At 56.4% G+C, this 20,444-nt stretch carries 20 protein-coding genes; 11 read left to right on the top strand and 9 right to left on the bottom strand.

Annotated features, from left to right (window positions below; all coding sequences use genetic code 11):
• Positions 1 to 18: 18 nt before the first annotated feature.
• Together msrB and MY052_RS14220 are read left to right on the top strand one after the other, a co-directional pair.
• Entirely contained in the window at positions 19 to 432 is a 414-nt protein-coding gene (gene msrB / locus MY052_RS14225; RefSeq protein WP_035894600.1) for a peptide-methionine (R)-S-oxide reductase MsrB, read from the top strand.
• 42 nt (positions 433 to 474) lie between these two features.
• Entirely contained in the window at positions 475 to 753 is a 279-nt protein-coding gene (locus tag MY052_RS14220; protein ID WP_035894598.1) for a YeaC family protein, read from the top strand.
• Here MY052_RS14220 and MY052_RS14215 read toward each other — a convergent pair.
• On the bottom strand, positions 750 to 2,678 hold the full coding sequence (locus tag MY052_RS14215) for a sigma-54-dependent Fis family transcriptional regulator (RefSeq protein ID WP_248537253.1): 1,929 nt from the start codon (positions 2,676 to 2,678) through the stop codon (positions 750 to 752). The two genes, MY052_RS14220 and MY052_RS14215, sit on opposite strands and share 4 nt — an antisense overlap.
• Before the next feature lie 273 nt (positions 2,679 to 2,951).
• On the opposite strand from MY052_RS14215, the gene ssuD reads away from it, so the two are divergent.
• The 3 genes from ssuD to MY052_RS14200 are packed head-to-tail and all read left to right on the top strand — an operon-like array spanning position 2,952 to position 6,977.
• Complete coding sequence (ssuD, locus tag MY052_RS14210; RefSeq protein ID WP_248537252.1) at positions 2,952 to 4,124, top strand: FMNH2-dependent alkanesulfonate monooxygenase; 1,173 nt, start codon at positions 2,952 to 2,954, stop codon at positions 4,122 to 4,124.
• Between the two features lie 13 nt (positions 4,125 to 4,137).
• Positions 4,138 to 5,523, top strand: a complete 1,386-nt coding sequence (locus MY052_RS14205; protein ID WP_248537251.1) for an FAD/NAD(P)-binding protein — start codon at positions 4,138 to 4,140, stop codon at positions 5,521 to 5,523.
• 56 nt (positions 5,524 to 5,579) lie between these two features.
• Positions 5,580 to 6,977: an LLM class flavin-dependent oxidoreductase gene (locus MY052_RS14200; RefSeq protein ID WP_035894594.1), complete on the top strand. Its 1,398-nt coding sequence runs from the start codon at positions 5,580 to 5,582 to the stop codon at positions 6,975 to 6,977.
• A 110-nt stretch (positions 6,978 to 7,087) separates the two neighbouring features.
• Here MY052_RS14200 and chiD read toward each other — a convergent pair whose 3' ends face one another.
• The 4 genes from chiD to sppA all read right to left on the bottom strand — a co-directional run bounded on the left by chiD (position 7,088) and on the right by sppA (position 12,130).
• Positions 7,088 to 8,341 carry a chitinase ChiD gene (gene chiD, locus MY052_RS14195; RefSeq protein WP_248537250.1) on the bottom strand — a complete coding sequence of 418 codons (1,254 nt, stop codon included), beginning with the start codon at positions 8,339 to 8,341 and terminating at the stop codon, positions 7,088 to 7,090.
• A 207-nt stretch (positions 8,342 to 8,548) separates the two neighbouring features.
• Entirely contained in the window at positions 8,549 to 9,190 is a 642-nt protein-coding gene (pncA, locus tag MY052_RS14190) for a bifunctional nicotinamidase/pyrazinamidase (protein ID WP_248537249.1), read from the bottom strand.
• A gap of 10 nt (positions 9,191 to 9,200) precedes the next feature.
• Positions 9,201 to 10,217 (bottom strand): asparaginase, encoded by a 1,017-nt coding sequence (gene ansA, locus MY052_RS14185; protein ID WP_035894591.1) that lies wholly within the window; start codon positions 10,215 to 10,217, stop codon positions 9,201 to 9,203.
• A gap of 56 nt (positions 10,218 to 10,273) precedes the next feature.
• The gene (gene sppA / locus MY052_RS14180; protein WP_248537248.1) at positions 10,274 to 12,130 is read right to left on the bottom strand and encodes a signal peptide peptidase SppA; all 1,857 of its coding nucleotides are present in this window, start codon (positions 12,128 to 12,130) and stop codon (positions 10,274 to 10,276) included.
• 159 nt (positions 12,131 to 12,289) lie between these two features.
• Between sppA and MY052_RS14175 the strand changes: the two genes are divergently transcribed.
• From MY052_RS14175 to MY052_RS14165, 3 genes are all read left to right on the top strand, one after another.
• A complete protein-coding gene (locus tag MY052_RS14175) occupies positions 12,290 to 12,841 on the top strand; it encodes an NAD(P)H nitroreductase (protein WP_035894588.1) in 552 nt (183 codons plus the stop codon).
• A gap of 130 nt (positions 12,842 to 12,971) precedes the next feature.
• Entirely contained in the window at positions 12,972 to 14,015 is a 1,044-nt protein-coding gene (selD, locus tag MY052_RS14170) for a selenide, water dikinase SelD (RefSeq protein ID WP_248537247.1), read from the top strand.
• Positions 14,016 to 14,019: 4 nt separating this feature from the next.
• Positions 14,020 to 15,957, top strand: a complete 1,938-nt coding sequence (locus tag MY052_RS14165) for a DNA topoisomerase III (protein WP_248537246.1) — start codon at positions 14,020 to 14,022, stop codon at positions 15,955 to 15,957.
• A gap of 151 nt (positions 15,958 to 16,108) precedes the next feature.
• Here the strand turns inward: MY052_RS14165 and minE are convergent, their stop codons facing one another.
• The 3 genes from minE to minC are packed head-to-tail and all read right to left on the bottom strand — an operon-like array spanning position 16,109 to position 17,925.
• On the bottom strand, positions 16,109 to 16,378 hold the full coding sequence (gene minE / locus MY052_RS14160; protein WP_035894584.1) for a cell division topological specificity factor MinE: 270 nt from the start codon (positions 16,376 to 16,378) through the stop codon (positions 16,109 to 16,111).
• A 3-nt stretch (positions 16,379 to 16,381) separates the two neighbouring features.
• On the bottom strand, positions 16,382 to 17,194 hold the full coding sequence (minD, locus tag MY052_RS14155) for a septum site-determining protein MinD (RefSeq protein WP_035894583.1): 813 nt from the start codon (positions 17,192 to 17,194) through the stop codon (positions 16,382 to 16,384).
• A gap of 23 nt (positions 17,195 to 17,217) precedes the next feature.
• A complete protein-coding gene (minC, locus tag MY052_RS14150) occupies positions 17,218 to 17,925 on the bottom strand; it encodes a septum site-determining protein MinC (RefSeq protein WP_035894582.1) in 708 nt (235 codons plus the stop codon).
• 127 nt (positions 17,926 to 18,052) lie between these two features.
• Here minC and MY052_RS14145 point away from each other — a divergent pair, with 127 nt between their 5' ends.
• From MY052_RS14145 to MY052_RS14135, 3 genes are all read left to right on the top strand, one after another.
• Positions 18,053 to 18,334: a YcgL domain-containing protein gene (locus MY052_RS14145; RefSeq protein WP_035894581.1), complete on the top strand. Its 282-nt coding sequence runs from the start codon at positions 18,053 to 18,055 to the stop codon at positions 18,332 to 18,334.
• Positions 18,335 to 18,389: 55 nt separating this feature from the next.
• Positions 18,390 to 19,049, top strand: a complete 660-nt coding sequence (locus MY052_RS14140; RefSeq protein ID WP_248537245.1) for a fumarylacetoacetate hydrolase family protein — start codon at positions 18,390 to 18,392, stop codon at positions 19,047 to 19,049.
• Positions 19,050 to 19,142: 93 nt separating this feature from the next.
• Complete coding sequence (locus MY052_RS14135; protein ID WP_248537244.1) at positions 19,143 to 19,589, top strand: YcgN family cysteine cluster protein; 447 nt, start codon at positions 19,143 to 19,145, stop codon at positions 19,587 to 19,589.
• A gap of 268 nt (positions 19,590 to 19,857) precedes the next feature.
• On the opposite strand, the gene dsbB is transcribed toward MY052_RS14135, so the two are convergent.
• Positions 19,858 to 20,388, bottom strand: coding sequence for a disulfide bond formation protein DsbB (gene dsbB, locus MY052_RS14130; protein ID WP_248537243.1), 531 nt, complete (start codon positions 20,386 to 20,388; stop codon positions 19,858 to 19,860).
• Between the last annotated feature and the right edge of the window lie 56 nt (positions 20,389 to 20,444).

Here is a 20,444-nt window from a genome sequence, read left to right as displayed (position 1 = left end):
TAATGAGATGTGAGCAAAATGGTGAAAAAAAACACCCCAGAAGAACTGAAAAATACCCTGAGTGAAATGCAGTTCTACGTTACTCAGAAACATGGCACAGAACCGCCGTTTACCGGGCGTTTACTGCACAATAAGCGCGATGGGATTTATCATTGTCTGGTGTGCGATGCGCCGCTTTTCCACTCCCAAAGTAAGTATGACTCCGGATGCGGCTGGCCCAGTTTTTATGAGCCGGTGAGTGACACGGCCATCCGTTACCTCAATGATTACTCCCACGGCATGCAACGCACTGAAATTCGTTGTGGTAATTGCGATGCGCACCTTGGGCACGTGTTCCCTGACGGCCCGCAGCCTACCGGCGAGCGTTTTTGCGTCAACTCCGCGTCGTTAAGCTTCACGGATGATGAGAACGGCGACGCGACCAAGGGTTGAAGAAACGATTCAGCAAATTATTCCTGAGGAGAGGCGCTGAAGATGAGTATTGAGCAAATGATCGACAATATGACACCGGAAATTTACCAGCGTTTAGTCACCGCGGTGGAGCTAGGAAAATGGCCTGACGGCGTGGCGCTGACGGCTGAACAGAAAGAAAACTGTCTGCAGCTGGTGATGCTGTGGCAGTCTCGCTACAACGATGATGCGCAGCACATGACTATCGACACACAAGGGCAGATGGTGATGAAGAGCAAGCAGCAGCTAAAAGAAGACTTCGGTATCACACCGAAGCCGATTGCGACGTTTAAACAACACTAAGCGGCGGCCCACGGCTCAACCCACTGCGTGTTGGCGTACCACAGCGCCTCTCTGACAGCCACGGGCCTGTTCAACAGGCCCAGCGCGTAGAAACGGTCGGCGATCGTTTGCTGCGCGCGTATCGCCTGCATATCCATTTCACGCGTTTGATGACTGCGCCGCGCCAGCGCACAGACCAGCGATCCGGTATCCAGCCCCAGTTCGCTTGCCAGAAGCTGCGCTGCCTCATGGCGGTGCCTGTCGATAAACTTTCCGGTTTTCACCAGCGCCGCGACGATGCCGCTGATAATCTCTTCGTTATGCTGGGCATACTGGCGGCGGGTAATATAGAACTGATGGTTATTCACCCGGCCTTCCCCGGTGGCCAGCACCCGCAGGGTGCCGCTGCGTTCCGCCGCGCTGAGTACCGGGTCCCACATCATCCATGCATCCGCCGCGAGATAGTCGCTGGCCGTTAAAGGATACTTAGGCGGGGCATACACAATCTTGACGTCTCCCAGCCCCAGCCCTGCTTCTTCCAGAATCTGCACCAGCAGCCAGTGCACGTTTGAACCTTTATTCAGGGCAATACGTTTGCCTTTGAGTTGCTCAATTGAGCGGATGTCGCTGTCATGCGGCACCACCATTGCTACGCTACGCGGTGCCGGTGGCTCCCAGGCCACGTAAAGCAACGCGTTGTCCTTCGCCTGGGCAAAGATGGGCGGCGCTTCGCCGGTAGTGCCAAAATCGATTTCATCGTTACTCAGCGCTTGGAGCAACTGTGGGCCAGCGGGATATTCGCTCCACAGTACGTTTACCCCTGAATCGGCGAAGGACTGCTCCAGAAGCTGACGCGCTTTCAGCACCCCGAGATTACCAAAGCGCTGGTAGCCAATACGCAGCTCCCGTTCGCGCGGTGGCGCAGGCAACGGTTCGCCCGGTTTGCGCCGTTGCTTAATGACCCCCAGGTGCGCCAACTGGGTGCGCAGCGCATGGCGGCTCATGCCGAGCAGCGAGGCGGCCTGGCTCTGGTTGTTATCACTTTGGCTCATTGCCGTCTGGATCATGGCGCGCACCATGCGGTCATACAGTGCGCCACTGTGCGTCTGTAGCTGACGGCGCATAAAGGTGGTCAGCTCGTCGCTTTCATCCGGCGCGGGGAGCGGTGGTGATGTGGCTGACGTGAGCCGCAGATGCTCCGGCAGGAGCAGTGCGTCGGGGTTCAGTAAGACCGCGTTGTGCAGCGTATTTTCCAGCTCGCGGATATTGCCAGGCCACGGATACGTCAGCATCAGTGCCAGCGTTTCGGGGGCAATCTGCTGTTCAGCTCGCCCAAGTCGGTGGGCGTAGCGCTGGATGAAATGCGCGGCCAGCACCGGAATGTCCTGTTTACGCTGGCGCAGCGGCGGGAGATTGACGGCAGCGATATTCAGGCGATAAAAAAGATCCTCCCGAAAACGACGTTCCTGAATGGCACGTTTAAGATCGACATGCGTCGCGGCGATCACCCGCACATTGATGCGAATCGGCCTGTGCGACCCCACGCGCGTAATTTCACGTTCCTGGAGCACGCGCAGCAGCTTGACCTGTAGCGACAGGCTCAGTTCCCCAATTTCATCAAGCAGCAGGGTGCCGCCTTGCGCAGCTTCAAACCAGCCTTCATGGCGGTGCGTCGCGCCGCTAAATGCGCCTTTCTCATGCCCAAACAGTTCGGACTCCGCCAGCGATTCGGTCAGCGCGCCGCAGTTCACCGCCAGAAACGGCGCGTTGGCGCGCGGGCTATGGTGATGAAGATAACGCGCCACCACCTCTTTACCGGTGCCGGTTTCGCCAATAATCAGCACCGTGGCGTCCGTCGGGGCAAGCCGGTTCAGCACCTTCTGAAAGGCCTGTGAAGCGGGGTCGACCAGTATCGGGCCTGATGAAGTGAGTTCTGCATTGAGCATCGTGAGTCTCCGGCTAATTCCTGTCTGGACGGTATCTTTTGCGCGGTGAATTTTCCAGAGGGGGGAAGGCGTGGTCTGTTGCCATTGCAGCAGTTTTTGCTTCTCCGCTGTTGCATTTGCAACAACGCGAGGGCAAAAGCATTATCTATAATATATTGATATTTAATGTAATTTTTGTTTTTGAAAACTGGCATGCATTTCGCTAACTCCTTTATAACTGACTTAAATAACCACTTCTATAAATACCAAATATAGTTATAAAGGAAATGGATAATGACCGTACAAGCCGCAGAGAACATCAATATCTTCTGGTTTTTACCCACCCATGGTGATGGGCGCTACCTGGGGACCACCGAAGGAGGGCGTCCGGTAGACCTGCCTTACCTGCAACAGGTGGCGCTGGCGGCAGACAGCCTCGGCTACTACGGGGTGTTGATCCCCACCGGAAAAAGCTGCGAAGACTCCTGGCTTGTTGCGGCCGCGCTGGCACCGATAACGCGAAATTTGCGCTATCTGGTGGCGGTACGTCCAGGCTTGCAGCCGCCGACGCTGGCGGCGCGGATGGCCGCTACCCTGGACCGGCTATCTGAAGGCCGCCTGCTGATAAACGTGGTGACCGGCGGCGACCCGGTTGAAAACAAAGGTGACGGCATTTTCTTAAGCCATAGCGAACGCTATGAAGTCACCCATGAGTTTCTTGAGGTCTATCGTCGGCTGCTGGCGGGCGAAAAAGTGGACTATCGCGGCCAGCATATTCAGGTGGAAGGCGCAGAAGTGCTGTTCCCAACGGTACAACGCAACGGGCCTCCGCTCTATTTTGGCGGATCGTCGGAGCAGGCCATTGATGTTGCCGCCGATCATATCGATGCCTATCTGACCTGGGGCGAGCCGCCAGCGCAGGTGGCGGAGAAACTGGCGGTGGTTAAAGCACGGGCGGAAGAGAAAGGGCGCACGCTGGAATATGGTATTCGTCTGCATGTGATTGTGCGCGAAACGGAAGACGAGGCCTGGGCCGCCGCCGATAAACTTATTGCCCATCTTGATGACGACACTATCGCTCAGGCGCAGCAGATTTTTTCTCGCATGGATTCAACCGGGCAGGCGCGGATGAGCGCGTTGCATAACGGCAATCGCGAAAACCTGCGTATTGCGCCGAACCTCTGGGCGGGCGTCGGGCTGGTACGCGGAGGTGCCGGTACCGCGCTGGTGGGCAACCCGCAGCAGGTGGCCGAGCGCATCCGCGAGTACCAGGCGCTGGGGATAACTCACTTTATCTTCTCAGGCTACCCGCATCTGGAAGAGGCACACCGTTTTGCCGAACTGGTGATGCCGCTACTGCCGACTAGCACTCAGCCACGTTCGGCGAAAGGGCAGCTAAACACGGGGCCATTCGGTGAAACCATCGGCGGCGCGGCGCGCCCCGTCAAACAGGTCAGCGCGAGCTGAAGGAGGTGGTGTCATGCAACCACGGATGAGCGAACCCCACGTGGTGATCGTCGGGGGCGGATTTAGCGGTACGGCAGTCGCCATCCATCTGCTACGCGAGGCGGCGCGACCGTTACACATCAGCATTATTGAACCGCGCAACGCGTTGGGGCTGGGCGTCGCCTATTCGGCCACCGACCCGGCGCACCGGATTAACGTTCCCGCCGCGCGCATGCAGCTTGCGGGAGACGACGATGGTGCGTTTGACCGCTGGTATCGGCGTCATGGTGATTTCCCGCAGGACCCACAGGCGGAGCTAGCCGATGGCAGCATCTACCCACAGCGCGGGGCATTTGGTCGCTATCTTCAGGCCGCGTTGGCGAGCGAAGTCAGCGCGCAACGCGGGTGGGTGAGGCATCTTCAGGACCGGGCGGTTGATTGGCACAGCGGTCAGGTGGTGACAGAAAAAGGTGAACGGCTTCGGGCCGATAGCCTGGTGCTGGCCATTAGCCATCCGCCGCCATCGCTACCGGACGGGGTAGGTGAACTGGCACTGCACTCACGGGTGATAGCGAACCCGTGGCAGTCCGGCTCGTTAGCGACCATCCCCTCTACGGCAAAGGTTGCGATTATGGGGACGGCGCTGAGCATGGGTGACGTGGTGGCCTCGCTCCACCGCCTGGGGCATCTGGGGAACATTATCGCGTTCTCACGCCACGGACTGCTGTCACGCCCTAATGCGCCAATCAATTTGCCAAAATGGGCCATAAAGGCTCTGACAGGGTCGTTGCGCCAGCGTCTGAAGCAAGTCCGCCAGGAGATTCGCCGCGCCGCCGAGGCCGGGTTGCCGTGGCAGGTGGTGCTGGATGCGGTACGCAGCCAGGGACAGGTCATCTGGCAGCAGATGAGTGACAAGGAAAAGCGCCAGTTCCAGCGCCATCTGCGGCGTTTCTGGGATGTGCATCGCTATCGCATTGCTCCGCAGGTGTCGCAAGCGATTGAATCACGCCAGCGCGCGGGCACATTGCGCGTGCTGGCCGCACGGCTGAAGACCACCACTCTTCATGGCGACACGCTACGTCTTGCGCTATGCGCGCGCGGTGGCGAACTACAGACAGAAACAGTGGACTATCTGGTCCTCACTACTGGCCCCGCGCACAGCAATCTGATTAGCGGTCAGCCGTTTTTAAGCGCGCTCCAGCAGGCTGGCATTATCCGCGCCGATGCGCTGGGAATGGGCATAGACGTTAACGCGCAGTCGCAGCCTGTAGGCAGCACATTACCGATTTGGGTGGCGGGTCCCGCCGCACGCGGACGTTTTGGCGAGCTGATGGGATTGCCGCAGGTCGCCGATCACGCTCAGCAGGTTGCGCATGCAGTGCTGGAAAAACTGGGCTGCCGCCAACGCGTTTTATCGTAAACACACCAACCTAATTTTTGGCGTCGGGCCTTTGCCGGTCGTCATGGGAGAACGCTATGTCATCACAACGTGAAATTCGTCTCAACGCCTTCGACATGAACTGCGTCGGCCACCAATCGCCAGGGCTTTGGGCCCATCCGCGCGATCGGTCCTGGCAGTATAAAGACCTGGATTATTGGGTCGATCTGGCGCGCTTGCTTGAGCGTGGCAAGTTCGACGGCCTGTTTATTGCCGATGTGCTGGGCGTCTATGACGTGTACAACGGTAACGGTGAGGCGGCCATTCGTCAGGCCGCTCAGGTACCGGTTAACGATCCGCTGGCGCTGGTCACGCCAATGGCACTGGTGACGGAGCATCTGGGCTTTGGTCTTACCGCGTCGCTGTCGTTTGAACATCCTTATCCCTTTGCCCGTCGCCTGTCGACCCTGGACCACCTGACCAAAGGGCGCGTGGGCTGGAACATTGTTACCTCCTATCTGGAAAGCGGGGCGCGCAATATCGGCCAGCAGGCGCAGACGGCGCATGATGCGCGCTACGACTACGCCGATGAGTACCTGGAGGTTATCTACAAACTGCTGGAGGGCAGTTGGGAAGAGGGGGCGATTCTGCGCGACCGTGAACGCAGAATTTTCAGTGACCCGAGTAAAATTCACGCCATTAACCACCACGGCAAGTTTTTTGATGTGCCGGGATATCATCTGTGTGAACCGTCACCGCAGCGTACGCCGGTGCTCTACCAGGCGGGGGCATCCAGCCGTGGTAAGCAGTTTGCCGCAAGCCACGCAGAGTGTGTGTTTGTCGCATCGCCGTCAAAAAGCGCGCTGAAAAAGACGGTTGCGGATATTCGCCGCCGCGCTGAAGAAGCGGGACGCGATCCGCGCAGCATTCTGATCTTCAATATGCAGACGGTTATCGTTGGTGAAACCGACAAAGCCGCACAGGCGAAGTGGCAGGAGTATAAAAATTGGACCAGCTACGAAGGGGCGCTGGCGCTGATTTCTGGCTGGACGGGGATCGATTTTGGTCAGTATCAGCCGGATGAAGTCTTCACCTATGCGGAAACCAACGCCATTCAATCGGTGGTGGATACCTTCTCAACCGCTGACCCGGAGCGGCAGTGGTCGGTAAAAGCGATGGCGGATTGGGTCGGCATTGGCGGCTTTGGCCCGTTGATGGTGGGCAGCGCACAAACGGTCGCGGATGAGCTGCAATCGTGGGTGGAAGAGACGGATGTGGACGGTTTTAACCTGGCCTACGCGGTCACGCATGAAACGTTCACCGATGTCGTCGAATTGCTGATTCCTGAACTGCAAAAACGTGGGGTTTACAAACAAGAGTACAGCCAGGGAACGCTTCGCGAGAAGCTGTTCGGCGCCAGCCCCCGGTTGCAGACGCCACATCCGGGGGCAAGTTATCGTATTCATGAACAAAGCGGGATTTTAACGCCGGTGTGATACCTGAAACTCGTAGCCCAACCAAGCGAAGCGCCGCCGGGAGTGGCTCGGTGTTTCATCTGGCACCGAGCCATCCCGGAGTCGGCGAAACGCCTCGTCCGGGCTAGCGCTTAGTGTTTGATCCCGAGCGACTCAGCCAGCTGCTTCGCCAACTGGTTGTTGTCATCCGCGCCGTACTCCCAGAACATCGCGCCTGCCAGCCCCTTGCTCTTGATGTATTCGGCCTTGACGCTCACCGAACGCGGGTTTTCATAGGAGAGCGCAAACAGCGGTTTCCCATCCGTTGACTGCACCGACAGCCACGGTACCTTCGCCTGGTCGTCCCAATGTTCGGTAAAGCGCTTCTGCGGGTCGTTCAGCAGCTTGCTGACAATGTCGTTGTATTTCACGTAGGTATCTTTGCTCAAATCGACACCGAGCGATTTAAACAGATCCACCTCGTGCGGCCCAAAGTAAGGCTGGGTCACCGGGTTTTTCTGCGCATCTGGTTTGCTCCAGTCGATGCCCGGCTCAACGGTACGTTTTGGCACCCGGCCATAGAAACCAATACCCAGGTTCATCTGGCTTGGTTTCAGCCCGGCGGCGAGATAGTTATTGACCACAAAGTCGGCGCTGTATTTATCCGCCGCGGCGACCGTCGGCCATTGGGTTGAATCGTACAGGTTAGAGTTGAAGTACTGAGTGCCGTACGCCATGTCGTAGGTCATCAGGTTGATGTAATCGAGCAGCGGCGCAATGGCTTTCACGTCGACCCAGCTTTTCGGGCTTTCCGCATTCGCGCCGACGGCGATAGTCACCAGCTTTTTATGACCAAATGCCGTACGCAGATCTTTAAGCAGGGTGGTGAAGTTATCGCGGTCCGCCGGTTGGCTTGCCACCAGCCCCCACGCGCCGTTGACCGGGTATTCCCAGTCAAGGTCGATACCGTCTAAACCATATTTCGCCACCACGTCCTGCACCGAGCGGACAAACACCGCGCGGGATTCCGGCGTCGCTGCCGCGCCGGAGAAACCTCGAGCCCCCCAGCCGCCGACGGAAAGCAGGACCTTCAGGTCAGGGTTTTGCTTACGCAGCACGGGGATTTTTTCTAAGTCAGCCTGGACTTTCGGGGAGAGCCAGATTTGGTGCAGTTTGGTTGGGTCTTTTAACGCGTCGTTGGTTTCGTCTTTCTCGTCGTTGTAGATAAGGCCAAACGAATAGTTCAGGTGGGTTATCTGGCGCACATCGAGCTTATTGATATCGCCGCCAGGCCCGGCCGTCACGTCACCGCCACCGTTAAAGTAGCCGACGGACATCAAGGAATTCGCGGAAACAACCGAGGCGCAGAGCAGGGGTAATGCTGCCAGCAAAGGCAAAAGTTTCATAAACGGTCCTCTTTGACATTAAAAAAGCAAACACGCCACGGAAATGGCGTGGCGAAAAAACAACCGTTCGAACATATCACTGCCGCTGGGTTAAATCTGCGAGATGGTTCACGAGGAAGAAAAAGGGAGAGAGTAGTCTGGCTGAGCAACACGACGCCGGAGAGAGCCCGGCGTCAGCGCTTCGCGCCTCGTCCGGGCTACAGGGAATTATCCCTGAATTTCCAGCCAGTCATCCAGCGTATAAAGCGTGGCCCCTTCGACGGTCATCTCCATAAATGCGTTGGCGCTGTCCTGCGGCTGAATATTCACTCCGCGGCAGCCGTCGGTGATAACGTTAACCGCATAGCCAAGCTGTAATGCATCCAGCACGGTGAACTTCACGCAGTAATCGGTCGCAAGCCCTAACACCACAAGCTCGTTGATACCGCGCTCGCGCAACCATGCATCCAGACCAGTTTTCTGGCGATGACCGTTGTCGAAAAAGGCGCTATAGCTGTCGATATTGACGCTTTCGCCTTTATGGAACACGGCGTCAATATCCTGGGCGGCGAGCAGAGGATGCAGCGCCGCGCCGTCGCTGTGCTGCACGCAGTGATCCGGCCAGAAGGTTTGCGCAAGGCCGTCGAGCTCGCCCTGACTGTAGGCGTTTACGCCGTGCTGGCTGGCAAAACTGCCGTGGTTAGCCGGGTGCCAGTCCTGGCTTGCCACAACGGCATCGCCGCGAATTTTAGCGGCGCGAATCAGCAAGTTGGCGACGTCGATAGTGCTGTCACCGTCCGCGACGGCAAGCGCCCCACCGGCACAGAAATCGTTCTGTAAATCCACCAATAACAGTGCGCGTTGCGTCATCTCGCTCTCCTTATTCGTCCGGGGTCAGTTCACCGCGCAGGTTTTGCTGCATGGCGCGGCGAATGGCGTCGGCATCCAGCCCCTGGCTTAACAGATAATGTAATTTGGTCAGCGTGGCTTCCACCGTCATGTCTGAGCCGCTAATCACGCCCGCCTGTGCCAGCGCGTTACCGGTGGCGTAACCGCCCATGTTGACCTTACCGGACATGCACTGGGTAAGATTCACCACCACAATACCGCGTTTGCTGGCTTCGGCCAGCTCATTCACAAAAACGCCGTTTTGCGGCGCGTTGCCGACGCCGTAAGAACGCAGGATAAGCGCTTTTACCGGCTGAAGCAGGAAGTTACGCACCACATCGGCGGAGATACCAGGGTAAATCGTCACCACGCCGATCGGTTGCGGCGTAATCGGGTGCACGATCAGTTCGCCTTCGCCATGCGGCGCGGGCGGCGTCCCGAGTTTACGGATATGGATCCCCGCTTCCAGCAGCGGCTGTAGATTGGGGGAGGCGAAGGCATCAAAACCGTCGGCGTGCGCTTTGGTGGTGCGGTTGCCGCGATAGAGGCGATTATTGAAGAACAATGTCACTTCATTAATCGGGAAGTTCGCGGCGACGTACAGCGAGTTCAGCAGGTTAATTTGCCCATCGGAACGCAGCTCAGCTAAGGGGATCTGCGAGCCGGTAACGATAACCGGCTTGCCGAGGTTCTCCAGCATAAACGACAGCGCCGAGGCGGTGAACGCCATGGTGTCGGTACCGTGCAGGATAACAAAGCCATCATACTCGTCGTAGTGCGCTTTAATGTCGTCGGCAATGTGCTGCCAGTCTTCCGGCGTCATGTCGGAAGAGTCCATCAGCGGGTCGTATTCGTGGATGGTAAAGTCCGGCATTTCTGGACGGTGGAACTCTGGCATCAGCGCAAGCTGGCGCTGCAGGTGACCGGAAACCGGAATGTAGCCGTGATCGGAGCGCTGCATCCCGATGGTCCCGCCGGTGTAGGCGACGTAAATGGATTTTTTTTGCATGGGGTCGTTTAATGATTAATCGAAAGAAAATCCCCTCCGTGCGGAGGGGATTGCGATTAGCGAATATTGGCGCAGGTCAGGCAAAATGCATAGCGATTTTGCGGATCGTTAAACACCGCCAGTTTATCGCTCTCGGCTTTCACTGCATTTGCAGCAGAGGCAAGCGGTGCTGGCAAGTAAGCCTGAATGGCCTGCGGCAGTGCGGCGTGAACTGAACCGGACACGCTGTCCATAATCCTATCGAAGAAGGTTGGCTCGCTCTGGTAGTAGTCAATATGCCAGGTTTTCACTTTCGCAAGCTCAGCGGCTTTCGCCACCGCATCGTCGAAGTCACCCAGGCTGTCAACCAGACCGTTAGCTTTCGCATCTTCACCGGTCCAGACGTGGCCCTGTGCAATCTTATCAATGGCCTCCGGCGTGCTGTTACGCGCTTGCGCCACCAGCGTGATAAAGCGCTTGTAGCCGCTCTCGATGCTGAGTTGCATCATCTGCTGCACTTCCGGCGGCAGAGCTTTCGTCACCGCCATATCCGCCAACGGTGAGGTCGCTACGCCGTCGGTGTGTACGCCGATAGAATCCAGCGTGTTTTCAACGGTGTTGATGACCCCGAAGATACCAATCGACCCGGTCAGCGTGGTTGGACTGGCAACGATGTAGTTTGCCGGCGTAGAGATCCAGTAACCACCGGATGCCGCCATACCGCCCATCGAAACCACCACCGGTTTGCCAGCGGCTTTAGCGGCGGCCAGCTCTGCGCGGATCACTTCAGAGGCGCTGACGCTACCGCCTGGGCTATTAACGCGCAGGACGATGGCTTTCACTTTCGGGTCCAGACGCGCATCGCGAATCTGTGATGCTGTGGTGTCGCCACCGACGTTACCCGGGGTTTCTTCACCGTCCATGATAGCGCCGTTCGCGAAGATGACCGCGATGCTGGCACCGGTATCCGCCGGGGTTTTCACCGCGTAGTCATACATGCTGACCGCGCGATAGTTATTATCGGCTTTGCTCCAGCCAAACGCTTTGGTCATCGCTTTTTCGATTTCCGCGCTTGAGCCCAGCGCATCGACCAGCTTGTTGTCGAGCGCATATTTTGCCGTGTCGCCGTCGACTTTACGCAGACCGTCGAGCAGACCCTGTGCGCCAGGGAAGACCTGCTGCGCGGTAATCTGTCGGTTAGCGGCAATGGTGTTCAGGTAGTTCTGCCACAGCTCGCCAATCCAGCGGCTGTCCGCATCACGGGCGGCAGGGGACATATCGTCACGGATAAACGGCTCAACGGCGGATTTATAGGTGCCGACGCGGAACACGTGGGTCGAAACTTTCAGCTTATCCAGCAGCGATTTGTAGTACAGACCGTTGGTCGCGAAGCCATGAAGGTCAACCACGCCCTGCGGCGACAGCCAAATCTTGTTGGCGAAGCTCGCGAGGTAGTATTGCCCCTGGCTGTAGCTATCGCCGACGGCATACACCGGCTTACCGGCATCGCGGAACTCGCGCAGCGCCTTACCGATATATTGCATCGACGGCTGATCGCCACCGGCAAAGTTTTTCAGATCCAGCACGATGCCGGTGATATTGCGGTCATCTTTAGCCTGGCGAATAGTCTGCACGATATCGAACAGCGAGTTTTCCTGCAGGCGGTCAGAGCTGGCGCCGAAAATCTGGCGGCCAATCACGCTGAGCTTGCTGCTGGCAGAAGGTTTATCCACCACCACGCCGCTGATATCCATCAGCAGTGCACCACGACTGCTGCTCTCGCTTGTGCTACTGCTACTCACCTGCATCCAGATGCCGACGCCAACCAGCACCAGCAGAATAAAGAACAGGTTCAGCACCAGCTCACGTACGAAGTTGAGCAGCCGCCACGTCCATTTAAAGAATCCGGCAATAAAGCGCCATAGGGTTCGCATGTATTCTCCCTGAAAGAAATAAAAGGTCCACCGAAACGGTGGAACGTGTGGCTATCCTAAATAGACCGTCGCCGCTTGTCAGCAGGAATCGCCTGTGGCGCTGTAACAAAATCCTCGCGCATGTTAATTTTATGAAAAATAACATGAGAGGGTTACTCAATGGACGCACTTGAATTACTCGTTAATCGCCGCAGCGCATCCCGTCTGGCAGAGCCAGCACCCACCGGGGAAGCACTGGAAAATATCCTCCGTGCCGGTATGCGCGCGCCGGATCACGGCACGCTGCAGCCGTGGCAGTTTGTGATTATTGAAGGCGAAGGCCGCGAGCGTTTCAGCCAACTGCTTGAGCAGGGGGCGGTGGCTGCGCAAAGCGATGAAAAGGCCGTTGAGAAAGCGCGTAATGCGCCTTTCCGCGCGCCGATGATTATCACCGTGATTGCGAAATGCCAGGATCACCCGAAGATCCCTCAATGGGAGCAAGAGATGTCCGCAGGCTGCGCGGTAATGGCGATGCAGATGGCGGCCGTCGCTCAGGGCTTCAACGGTATCTGGCGCAGCGGAGCGCTGACGGAAAGCCCCGTCGTGCGTGAAGGGTTCCAGTGCGGTGCGCAGGACAAAATCGTCGGCTTCCTCTATCTGGGCACGCCGCAGCTCAAAGCCTCCACCACCATTACCTTCCCGGATACGGCACCGTTCGTCCGTTATCTCTAGAAAAACCGCGACGATTGTCTGGATTATAGGCAACTGCCCCCGAATTCAGACAGTCGTACTTATCACGGCTCTGTTCTGGCGTTAACATACATCCCCTATGCAAATGCCAGAGCAATGACAGGAGTTGTCCATGAGCGAGCAGGCCATTCGTTTAACGCAGTACAGCCACGGAGCGGGTTGCGGTTGTAAAATTTCACCGAAGGTGCTGGAAACCATCCTGCACAGCGAGCAGACGAAGTTTATCGACCCGAACCTGCTTGTCGGTAACGAAACTCGCGACGATGCCGCCGTTTATGACCTGGGTAACGGTACCTCGGTCATCAGCACCACCGATTTCTTTATGCCTATCGTCGATAACCCGTTCGACTTTGGCCGCATTGCGGCGACCAACGCCATCAGCGATATCTTCGCCATGGGCGGTAAGCCGATTATGGCGATTGCCATCCTCGGTTGGCCGATTAACAAACTGGCGCCGGAAATTGCCCGTGAAGTGACCGAAGGCGGGCGTTTTGCCTGCAAACAGGCCGGTATTGCGCTGGCGGGGGGGCACTCTATTGACGCACCAGAACCTATTTTTGGCCTGGCGGTCACCGGGATCGTCCCGACCGAACGCGTTAAGAAAAACAGCACCGCACAGGCGGGCTGCAAGCTGTTCCTGACCAAACCGCTGGGGATTGGCGTGCTGACCACCGCCGAGAAAAAATCGCTGCTGAAGCCAGAACATCAAGGGCTGGCGACGGAAGTGATGTGCCAGATGAACCTGGTCGGCTCTGCGTTTGCCAACATCGAAGGCGTCAAAGCGATGACCGACGTGACCGGTTTTGGTCTGCTCGGCCACCTGAGCGAAATGTGCCAGGGCGCAGGCGTACAGGCACAGATTGATTTCGACGCGGTGCCTAAGCTGCCGGGCGTTGAAGAATACATCGAGCTTGGCGCCGTGCCGGGCGGTACCGAACGTAACTTTGCCAGCTACGGGCACCTGATGGGCACCATGACCGATGCCCAACGCGCGTTGCTCTGCGACCCGCAAACCTCCGGCGGGCTGCTGCTGGCGGTTACGCCGGACGCAGAAGATGCGGTGCACGCGGCTGCCGCGGAATTTGGTATCAAACTGACCGCCATCGGCGAACTAGTGACAGCACGCGGTGGCCGTCCGATGATCGAGCTGCGCTGAACCCATGCGGCTGTTCATAGCGGAAAAACCGAGTCTGGCCCGCGCCATCGCTGACGTATTGCCGAAGCCCCATCGAAAGGGCGACGGCTTTATCGAGTGTGGCAACGGCCAGGTTGTGACCTGGTGTATCGGCCACCTTCTGGAACAGGCTCAGCCGGATGTTTATGACAGCCGCTATGCGCGCTGGAATCTGCAGGATTTACCGATTGTGCCGGAAAAATGGCAGCTTCAGCCCCGGTCATCGGTGACAAAACAGCTCAACGTGATTAAGCGCTTTCTGCATGAAGCCAGTGAAGTCATCCACGCGGGTGACCCCGATAGAGAGGGTCAGTTGCTGGTGGATGAGGTGCTGGATTATTTGCAGCTGTCGGCGGAAAAGCGTCACCAAGTGCAGCGCTGCTTAATCAACGACCTTAACCCACAGGCGGTAGAGCGGGCGATTTCACGCCTGCGCGCGAACAGCGAGTTTATCCCGCTGTGCGTGTCGGCGCTGGCCCGCGCTCGCGCCGACTGGCTGTACGGCATCAATATGACCCGGGCTTACACCATTCTTGGGCGTAATGCGGGTTATCAGGGCGTGCTCTCCGTGGGCCGCGTACAGACTCCGGTATTGGGGCTGGTGGTGCGCCGCGATGAAGAGATTGAGCACTTTGTCTCGAAGGATTTCTTCGAAGTCAAAGCGCATATCGTCACGCCGAAAGAGGAACGCTTTACGGCTACCTGGCAGCCAAGCGAGGCCTGCGAGCCGCATCAGGATGAAGAGGGCCGTCTGCTGAACCGCGCGCTGGCTGAGCACGTGGTGAAGCGCATTAGCGGCCAGCCTGCGCTGGTCACGGCCTACAACGATAAGCGCGACTCCGAACCGGCTCCGCTGCCGTTTTCACTGTCGGCATTGCAGATTGAAGCGGCCAAACGCTTTGGCCTGAGCGCGCAGAACGTGCTGGATATCTGCCAGAAGCTGTACGAAACCCATAAACTCATCACCTATCCGCGTTCCGATAGCCGCTATCTGCCAGAAGAACATTTTGCTGGGCGACACGCGGTGATTAACGCCATTGGCGTGCACGCGCCGGACCTGCTGCCGCAGCCGGTGGTGAACACCGATACTCGCAATCGCTGCTGGGACGACAAAAAGGTCGATGCTCACCACGCTATCATTCCCACGGCGCGCGCCAGCAAGGTCAATCTTAGTGAGAACGAGGCGAAGGTTTATAACCTCGTCGCCCGTCAGTATCTGATGCAGTTCTGCCCGGATGCGGTATACCGCAAATGTCAGATAGATCTTGATATTGCTAACGGTAAGTTCGTGGCGAAGGCGCGTTTCCTGGCGGAGGCCGGTTGGCGTACGCTGCTCGGGGCGAAAGAGCGCGATGAAGAGAACGACGGTACGCCGCTGCCGGTGGTTGCTAAAGCGGATGAACTGCTGTGCGAAAACGGCGAAGTGGTGGAGCGACAAACTCAACCGCCGCGCCATTTCACCGATGCAACGCTGCTGTCGGCGATGACCGGGATTGCCCGTTTCGTGCAGGATAAAGATCTGAAAAAAATCCTGCGCGCGACCGACGGATTAGGAACGGAAGCAACGCGCGCGGGGATTATTGAACTGCTGTTTAAGCGTGGTTTCCTGACCAAAAAAGGGCGCTACATTCACTCGACTGACGCCGGGAAAGCCCTGTTCCACTCGCTGCCGGAGATGGCCACTCGTCCAGACATGACGGCACACTGGGAGTCGACGCTGACCCAAATCAGCGAGAAGCAGTGCCGCTATCAGGACTTTATGCAGCCGCTGGTGGGGACATTATTCCAGCTTATCGATCAGGCGCGCAGTACGCCGGTAAGACAGTTCCGTGGGCTGGTTGCGCCGGGGGGCGCGAAGAAGTCGTTCAGCAAAGGCAAAGGGAAGAGCAAGAAGCCAGCGGCGAGCCCAGAACAGGACGCGTAGCCGGCCGAGCGTAGCGACACCGGGGAAACCCCGGCGTCGACGCTAAAGCGCCTCGTCCGCGTGACCAGCGAGATAACATCAGCCGGAAAGCACCAAACGGCAGACACAAAAAAAGCGCTATCACTAGCGCCTTTTTTTACACCACCGAAAGTCAGGATTTTGACTCTTCTGCTTCCGGTAGCGTGACGTTGAGTTCCAGAATCGAAATATCCCCGTCTTTTTGCTCTAACTGCACCGTGACCATTTCTGGGTCAATCTGCACGTACCTGCAAATCACTTCCAGAATATCCTTCCTTAACTGCGGCAGATAGTGCGGTTCTGCATCACTGCGGCGGCGTTCCGCGACGATGATTTGCAGGCGTTCTTTAGCAATGTTGGCGGTATTCTTTTTCCGTGAGAGAAAAAAGTCGAGTAATGCCATGATTTATCCTCCGAACAGGCGTTTGAGGAAACCTTTCTTCTCTTCTTCAATGAAGCGGAAAGGACGTTCTTCTCCCAACAGACGATCGACGGTGTCGGCGTAGGCTTTACCTGCGTCAGACACGGTATCCAGAATAACCGGTTCGCCCTGGTTAGAAGCGCGAAGTACGGATTGATCTTCCGGAATAACACCGACCAGTTTGATGCGCAGGATCTCCAGCACATCTTCCATGCTCAGCATATCGCCTTTGTTAACGCGGCCTGGGTTGTAGCGCGTTAACAGCAGGTGTTCTTTAATTGGCTCTTCACCGTTTTCTGCGCGGCGAGATTTCGACGCCAGAATGCCCAGAATACGGTCGGAGTCACGAACGGACGACACTTCTGGGTTAGTGGTGATGATCGCTTCATCAGCGAAATAGAGCGCCATTAGCGCACCGGTTTCGATACCGGCAGGGGAGTCGCAGACCACGAAGTCGAACTCCATCTTCTTCAGCTCATCGAGCACTTTCTCGACGCCTTCGCGGGTCAGCGCATCTTTATCACGGGTCTGAGAAGCAGGGAGGATATAAAGATTTTCGGTACGCTTATCTTTGATTAATGCCTGATTCAGCGTGGCATCGCCCTGGATAACGTTCACGAAATCATAAACTACACGACGTTCGCAGCCCATGATCAGGTCAAGGTTACGCAGACCGATATCAAAATCGATAACGACCGTTTTCTTTCCCTTCTGCGCCAAACCAGTCGCGATGGCCGCGCTGGAGGTGGTCTTACCCACGCCCCCTTTACCTGAAGTCACAACAATAATGCGTGCCATAGAAATTCCTTGTTAAAAAGGGATTAATTTAACGGTTGAATAGTCAAAGCGCTGTTGTCCAAACGTAGACGCGCCGCTTTGCCATAAAATTCGGCTGGGATCTGATCGCTCAGCCAATATTCCCCGGCAATGGAGACCAGCTCCGCCGCCAGGTGGGTACAAAATACTTGTGCTTCCCGGTCTCCGCCGGCACCGGCCAGAACGCGTCCACGCATCATGCCGTAAACGTGAATATTCCCGTCGGCAATCAACTCAGCGCCCGCGCTGACGTGGCTTGTCACAATCAGATCACAGTTTGGTGCATAAATGCGCTGACCGGAACGTACTGGCGTATCAATCATTCGCGTTTTTGTGATCGGACTAACAATTGGTTCGGGTTCTACCGGTTTGGGCTGCTCTACGGGGGCCGCGCGGACAACTTTTTCTTTGCCTTCAGTCAGTAAAGGAAGACCTGACTGGTCGATGGCCGCTTTAAATTGAGGGTTTTTACAACCGCTCACGCCCACAATCCGCAAGCCCACGGACATAATAGCCTGCTGAATAGCACGCCACTGGGTGAATTCTTCAAGGTTACCGACATTGACCACTACAGGGGCATGACGGAAAAAGGCCGGAGCCTGGGCGACTTTGTCTTCCAACGCCTGACGAATAACCTCGGGCTTTGCATCATGCAAATGAACCACAGATAGGGTGAAGCTACTGCCTTTAAGTTCGATTGGCGTGTTTGACATCCTGGCCTTACTCAATTTGCTATTTATCGCCGCACGTTGCGCGACGATATTCCGAAGACTATCAGTCATGTTATAGTCACTAATATATTCAAGCAAGTAACCACAGTCCTAATTCCGAGTATAAAGTATGTTTTGTGTGATTTATCGTAGTTCTAAACGTGATCAAACCTATTTGTATGTCGAAAAAAAAGACGATTTCTCTCGCGTGCCGCCAGAACTGATGCAGGGCTTCGGTCAGCCTCAGTTAGCCATGTTGTTGCCGCTTGACGGACGTAAGAAGACAGTCAATGCCGACCTGGAAAAAGTAAAACAGGCGCTTAAAGAGCAGGGCTATTATTTACAGATCCCGCCACCGCCTGAAAATCTGTTAAAGCAGCATTTGGCTGAGTCGAAAAATAAGGGCGAGTAACCGCTCCGCTTCCGGCCAAAATGCGTCCACGATGAACAACGAGTAAGGGAAAAGCATGTATCAGCATCATAACTGGCAGGGTGCTCTGCTGGATTACCCGGTAAGCAAAGTTGTCTGTGTTGGCAGTAATTATGCTAAGCATATCCAGGAAATGGGCAGCGCAACGCCGGAAGAACCCGTTCTTTTTATTAAGCCAGAAACGGCGCTGTGCGACCTGCGCCAGCCGCTGATTCTGCCGCAGGGTCTTGGCTCTGTGCATCATGAAGTCGAACTGGCGGTATTGATTGGCGGCACGCTGCGCCAGGCAACCGAAGATCACGTATTGCAGGCGATTGCCGGCTACGGCGTGGCGCTGGATCTCACCCTGCGCGATCTGCAGGGGAAAATGAAAAAGGCTGGTCAGCCGTGGGAAAAAGCCAAAGGCTTTGATAACTCCTGTCCAATCTCCGGCTTTATTCCTGCTTCCGCTTTTGAGGGCGACCCGCAGAATATTTCGCTGGGCTTGACCATCAATGGCGAAGTACGCCAGCAGGGTAGTACGTCCGATATGATCCACAAAATCGTGCCGCTGATTGCCTATATGAGCCGCTTCTTTACCCTGAAACCGGGTGATGTTGTTCTAACCGGTACTCCGGAAGGCGTTGGCCCGCTGCTCGCGGGCGATGAGCTTGAGGTGCAGTTTAACGGACTGTCCCTAACGACTCGCGTTCTGTAAGCCCTCCTTGCCGCCCTATTCGGGCGGCAAAACTTGCATCCCTGTGCCAGACTGGTTATAAGAAGCACCCTGATTTTTGATGTGGACATCCTGATGAGCGAATTACCTTTCTGGCAGAGCAAAACCCTTGATGAAATGACAGACGCGGAGTGGGAGTCGCTGTGTGATGGCTGCGGACAGTGCTGCCTGCATAAGCTGATGGATGACGACACCGACGAAATCTATTTCACTAACGTTGCCTGTAAGCAGCTCAATATCAAAACCTGTCAGTGCCGTAACTATGAACGCCGCTTCGAATACGAGCCGGACTGCATCAAGCTGACGCGCGACAATCTGCCTACCTTCGAGTGGCTGCCGCATACCTGCGCCTATCGCCTGCTGGCGGAAGGGCAGTCGCTACCGCAGTGGCACCCGCTCATCACCGGTTCCAAGGCGGCGATGCACGGCGAGCGTATTTCCGTACGTCATATCGCGGTGAAAGAGTCGGAAGTATACGACTGGCAGGACCATATATTAAATAAGCCGGATTGGGCTAAATAAACCGCAATTTGCGGCATCATTCATTTTTTTTATATTTCCCGCCTTAAATCCCTACGTAATTCTTATACCGGGCCGATAGAGAATAAAAGCGATTCGGTATAAGGACGCATATGCGTAATCCAATAAAGCTCTTAGTACTGGCGTTAGTGATTAATCTGGGCGGCTGGAGTCTGGTACTTGCGGCGGGGTATGGAATATGGGCGTTGATGGGATAGAGAGGGTGAAGAACTTGCCAGCAGCCTGTTCAAAGCCACTGGCAAGGCGGTGATTAGCGGCCGAACAGGTCGCGTCTTTTTGGTTTGAACGGTTGGGCAATCAGCACCAGCAGCGCCACAATCAGATAGGCGGCAAAAATACCGACCAGCCACTGCGGCATCTCCAGCGATAAGAATTCCCACTGACGAACAGAACAGTCACCTGACGCGACAAATACCTGCGGCAGCCACTTATCGAGCGGCAGCCAGCTTGGGAAACGCGCCATAAAATCACAGGTCATAAACGGCGATGGGTGAAGCTGAATCATGGTGTGTTCCCACGCCAGCTGTAACCCTCTGAAAGCGCTGTAAAGCCAGATAAGCAGGGCAACATAGCGTAACGGGCTTTTCGGTGCGATGGCACCCACTAGCCCCGCGCCCATAACCCCAAACAGCGCACAACGCTCGTAAATACACAGTACGCACGGTTTTAATAACATCACGTGCTGGAACCATAATGCCACTAACTCAAGCGCAAAAGCGGTTAACGCCAGTAATAACCAGGCACTGCGGCCACGTGAGCTCTGGTTTAAATATCGCAACATATACATTTCCCTGGAACGTGCTTTGAAAGCGCAGTGTAAACGAAAACGATAGCCGT

Source organism: Kluyvera ascorbata (assembly GCF_023195735.1).
Taxonomy (GTDB): domain Bacteria; phylum Pseudomonadota; class Gammaproteobacteria; order Enterobacterales; family Enterobacteriaceae; genus Kluyvera; species Kluyvera ascorbata.
The sequence above is the reverse complement of the archived record's forward strand: the minus strand, read 5'-3'. Positions and strand labels throughout refer to the sequence as shown.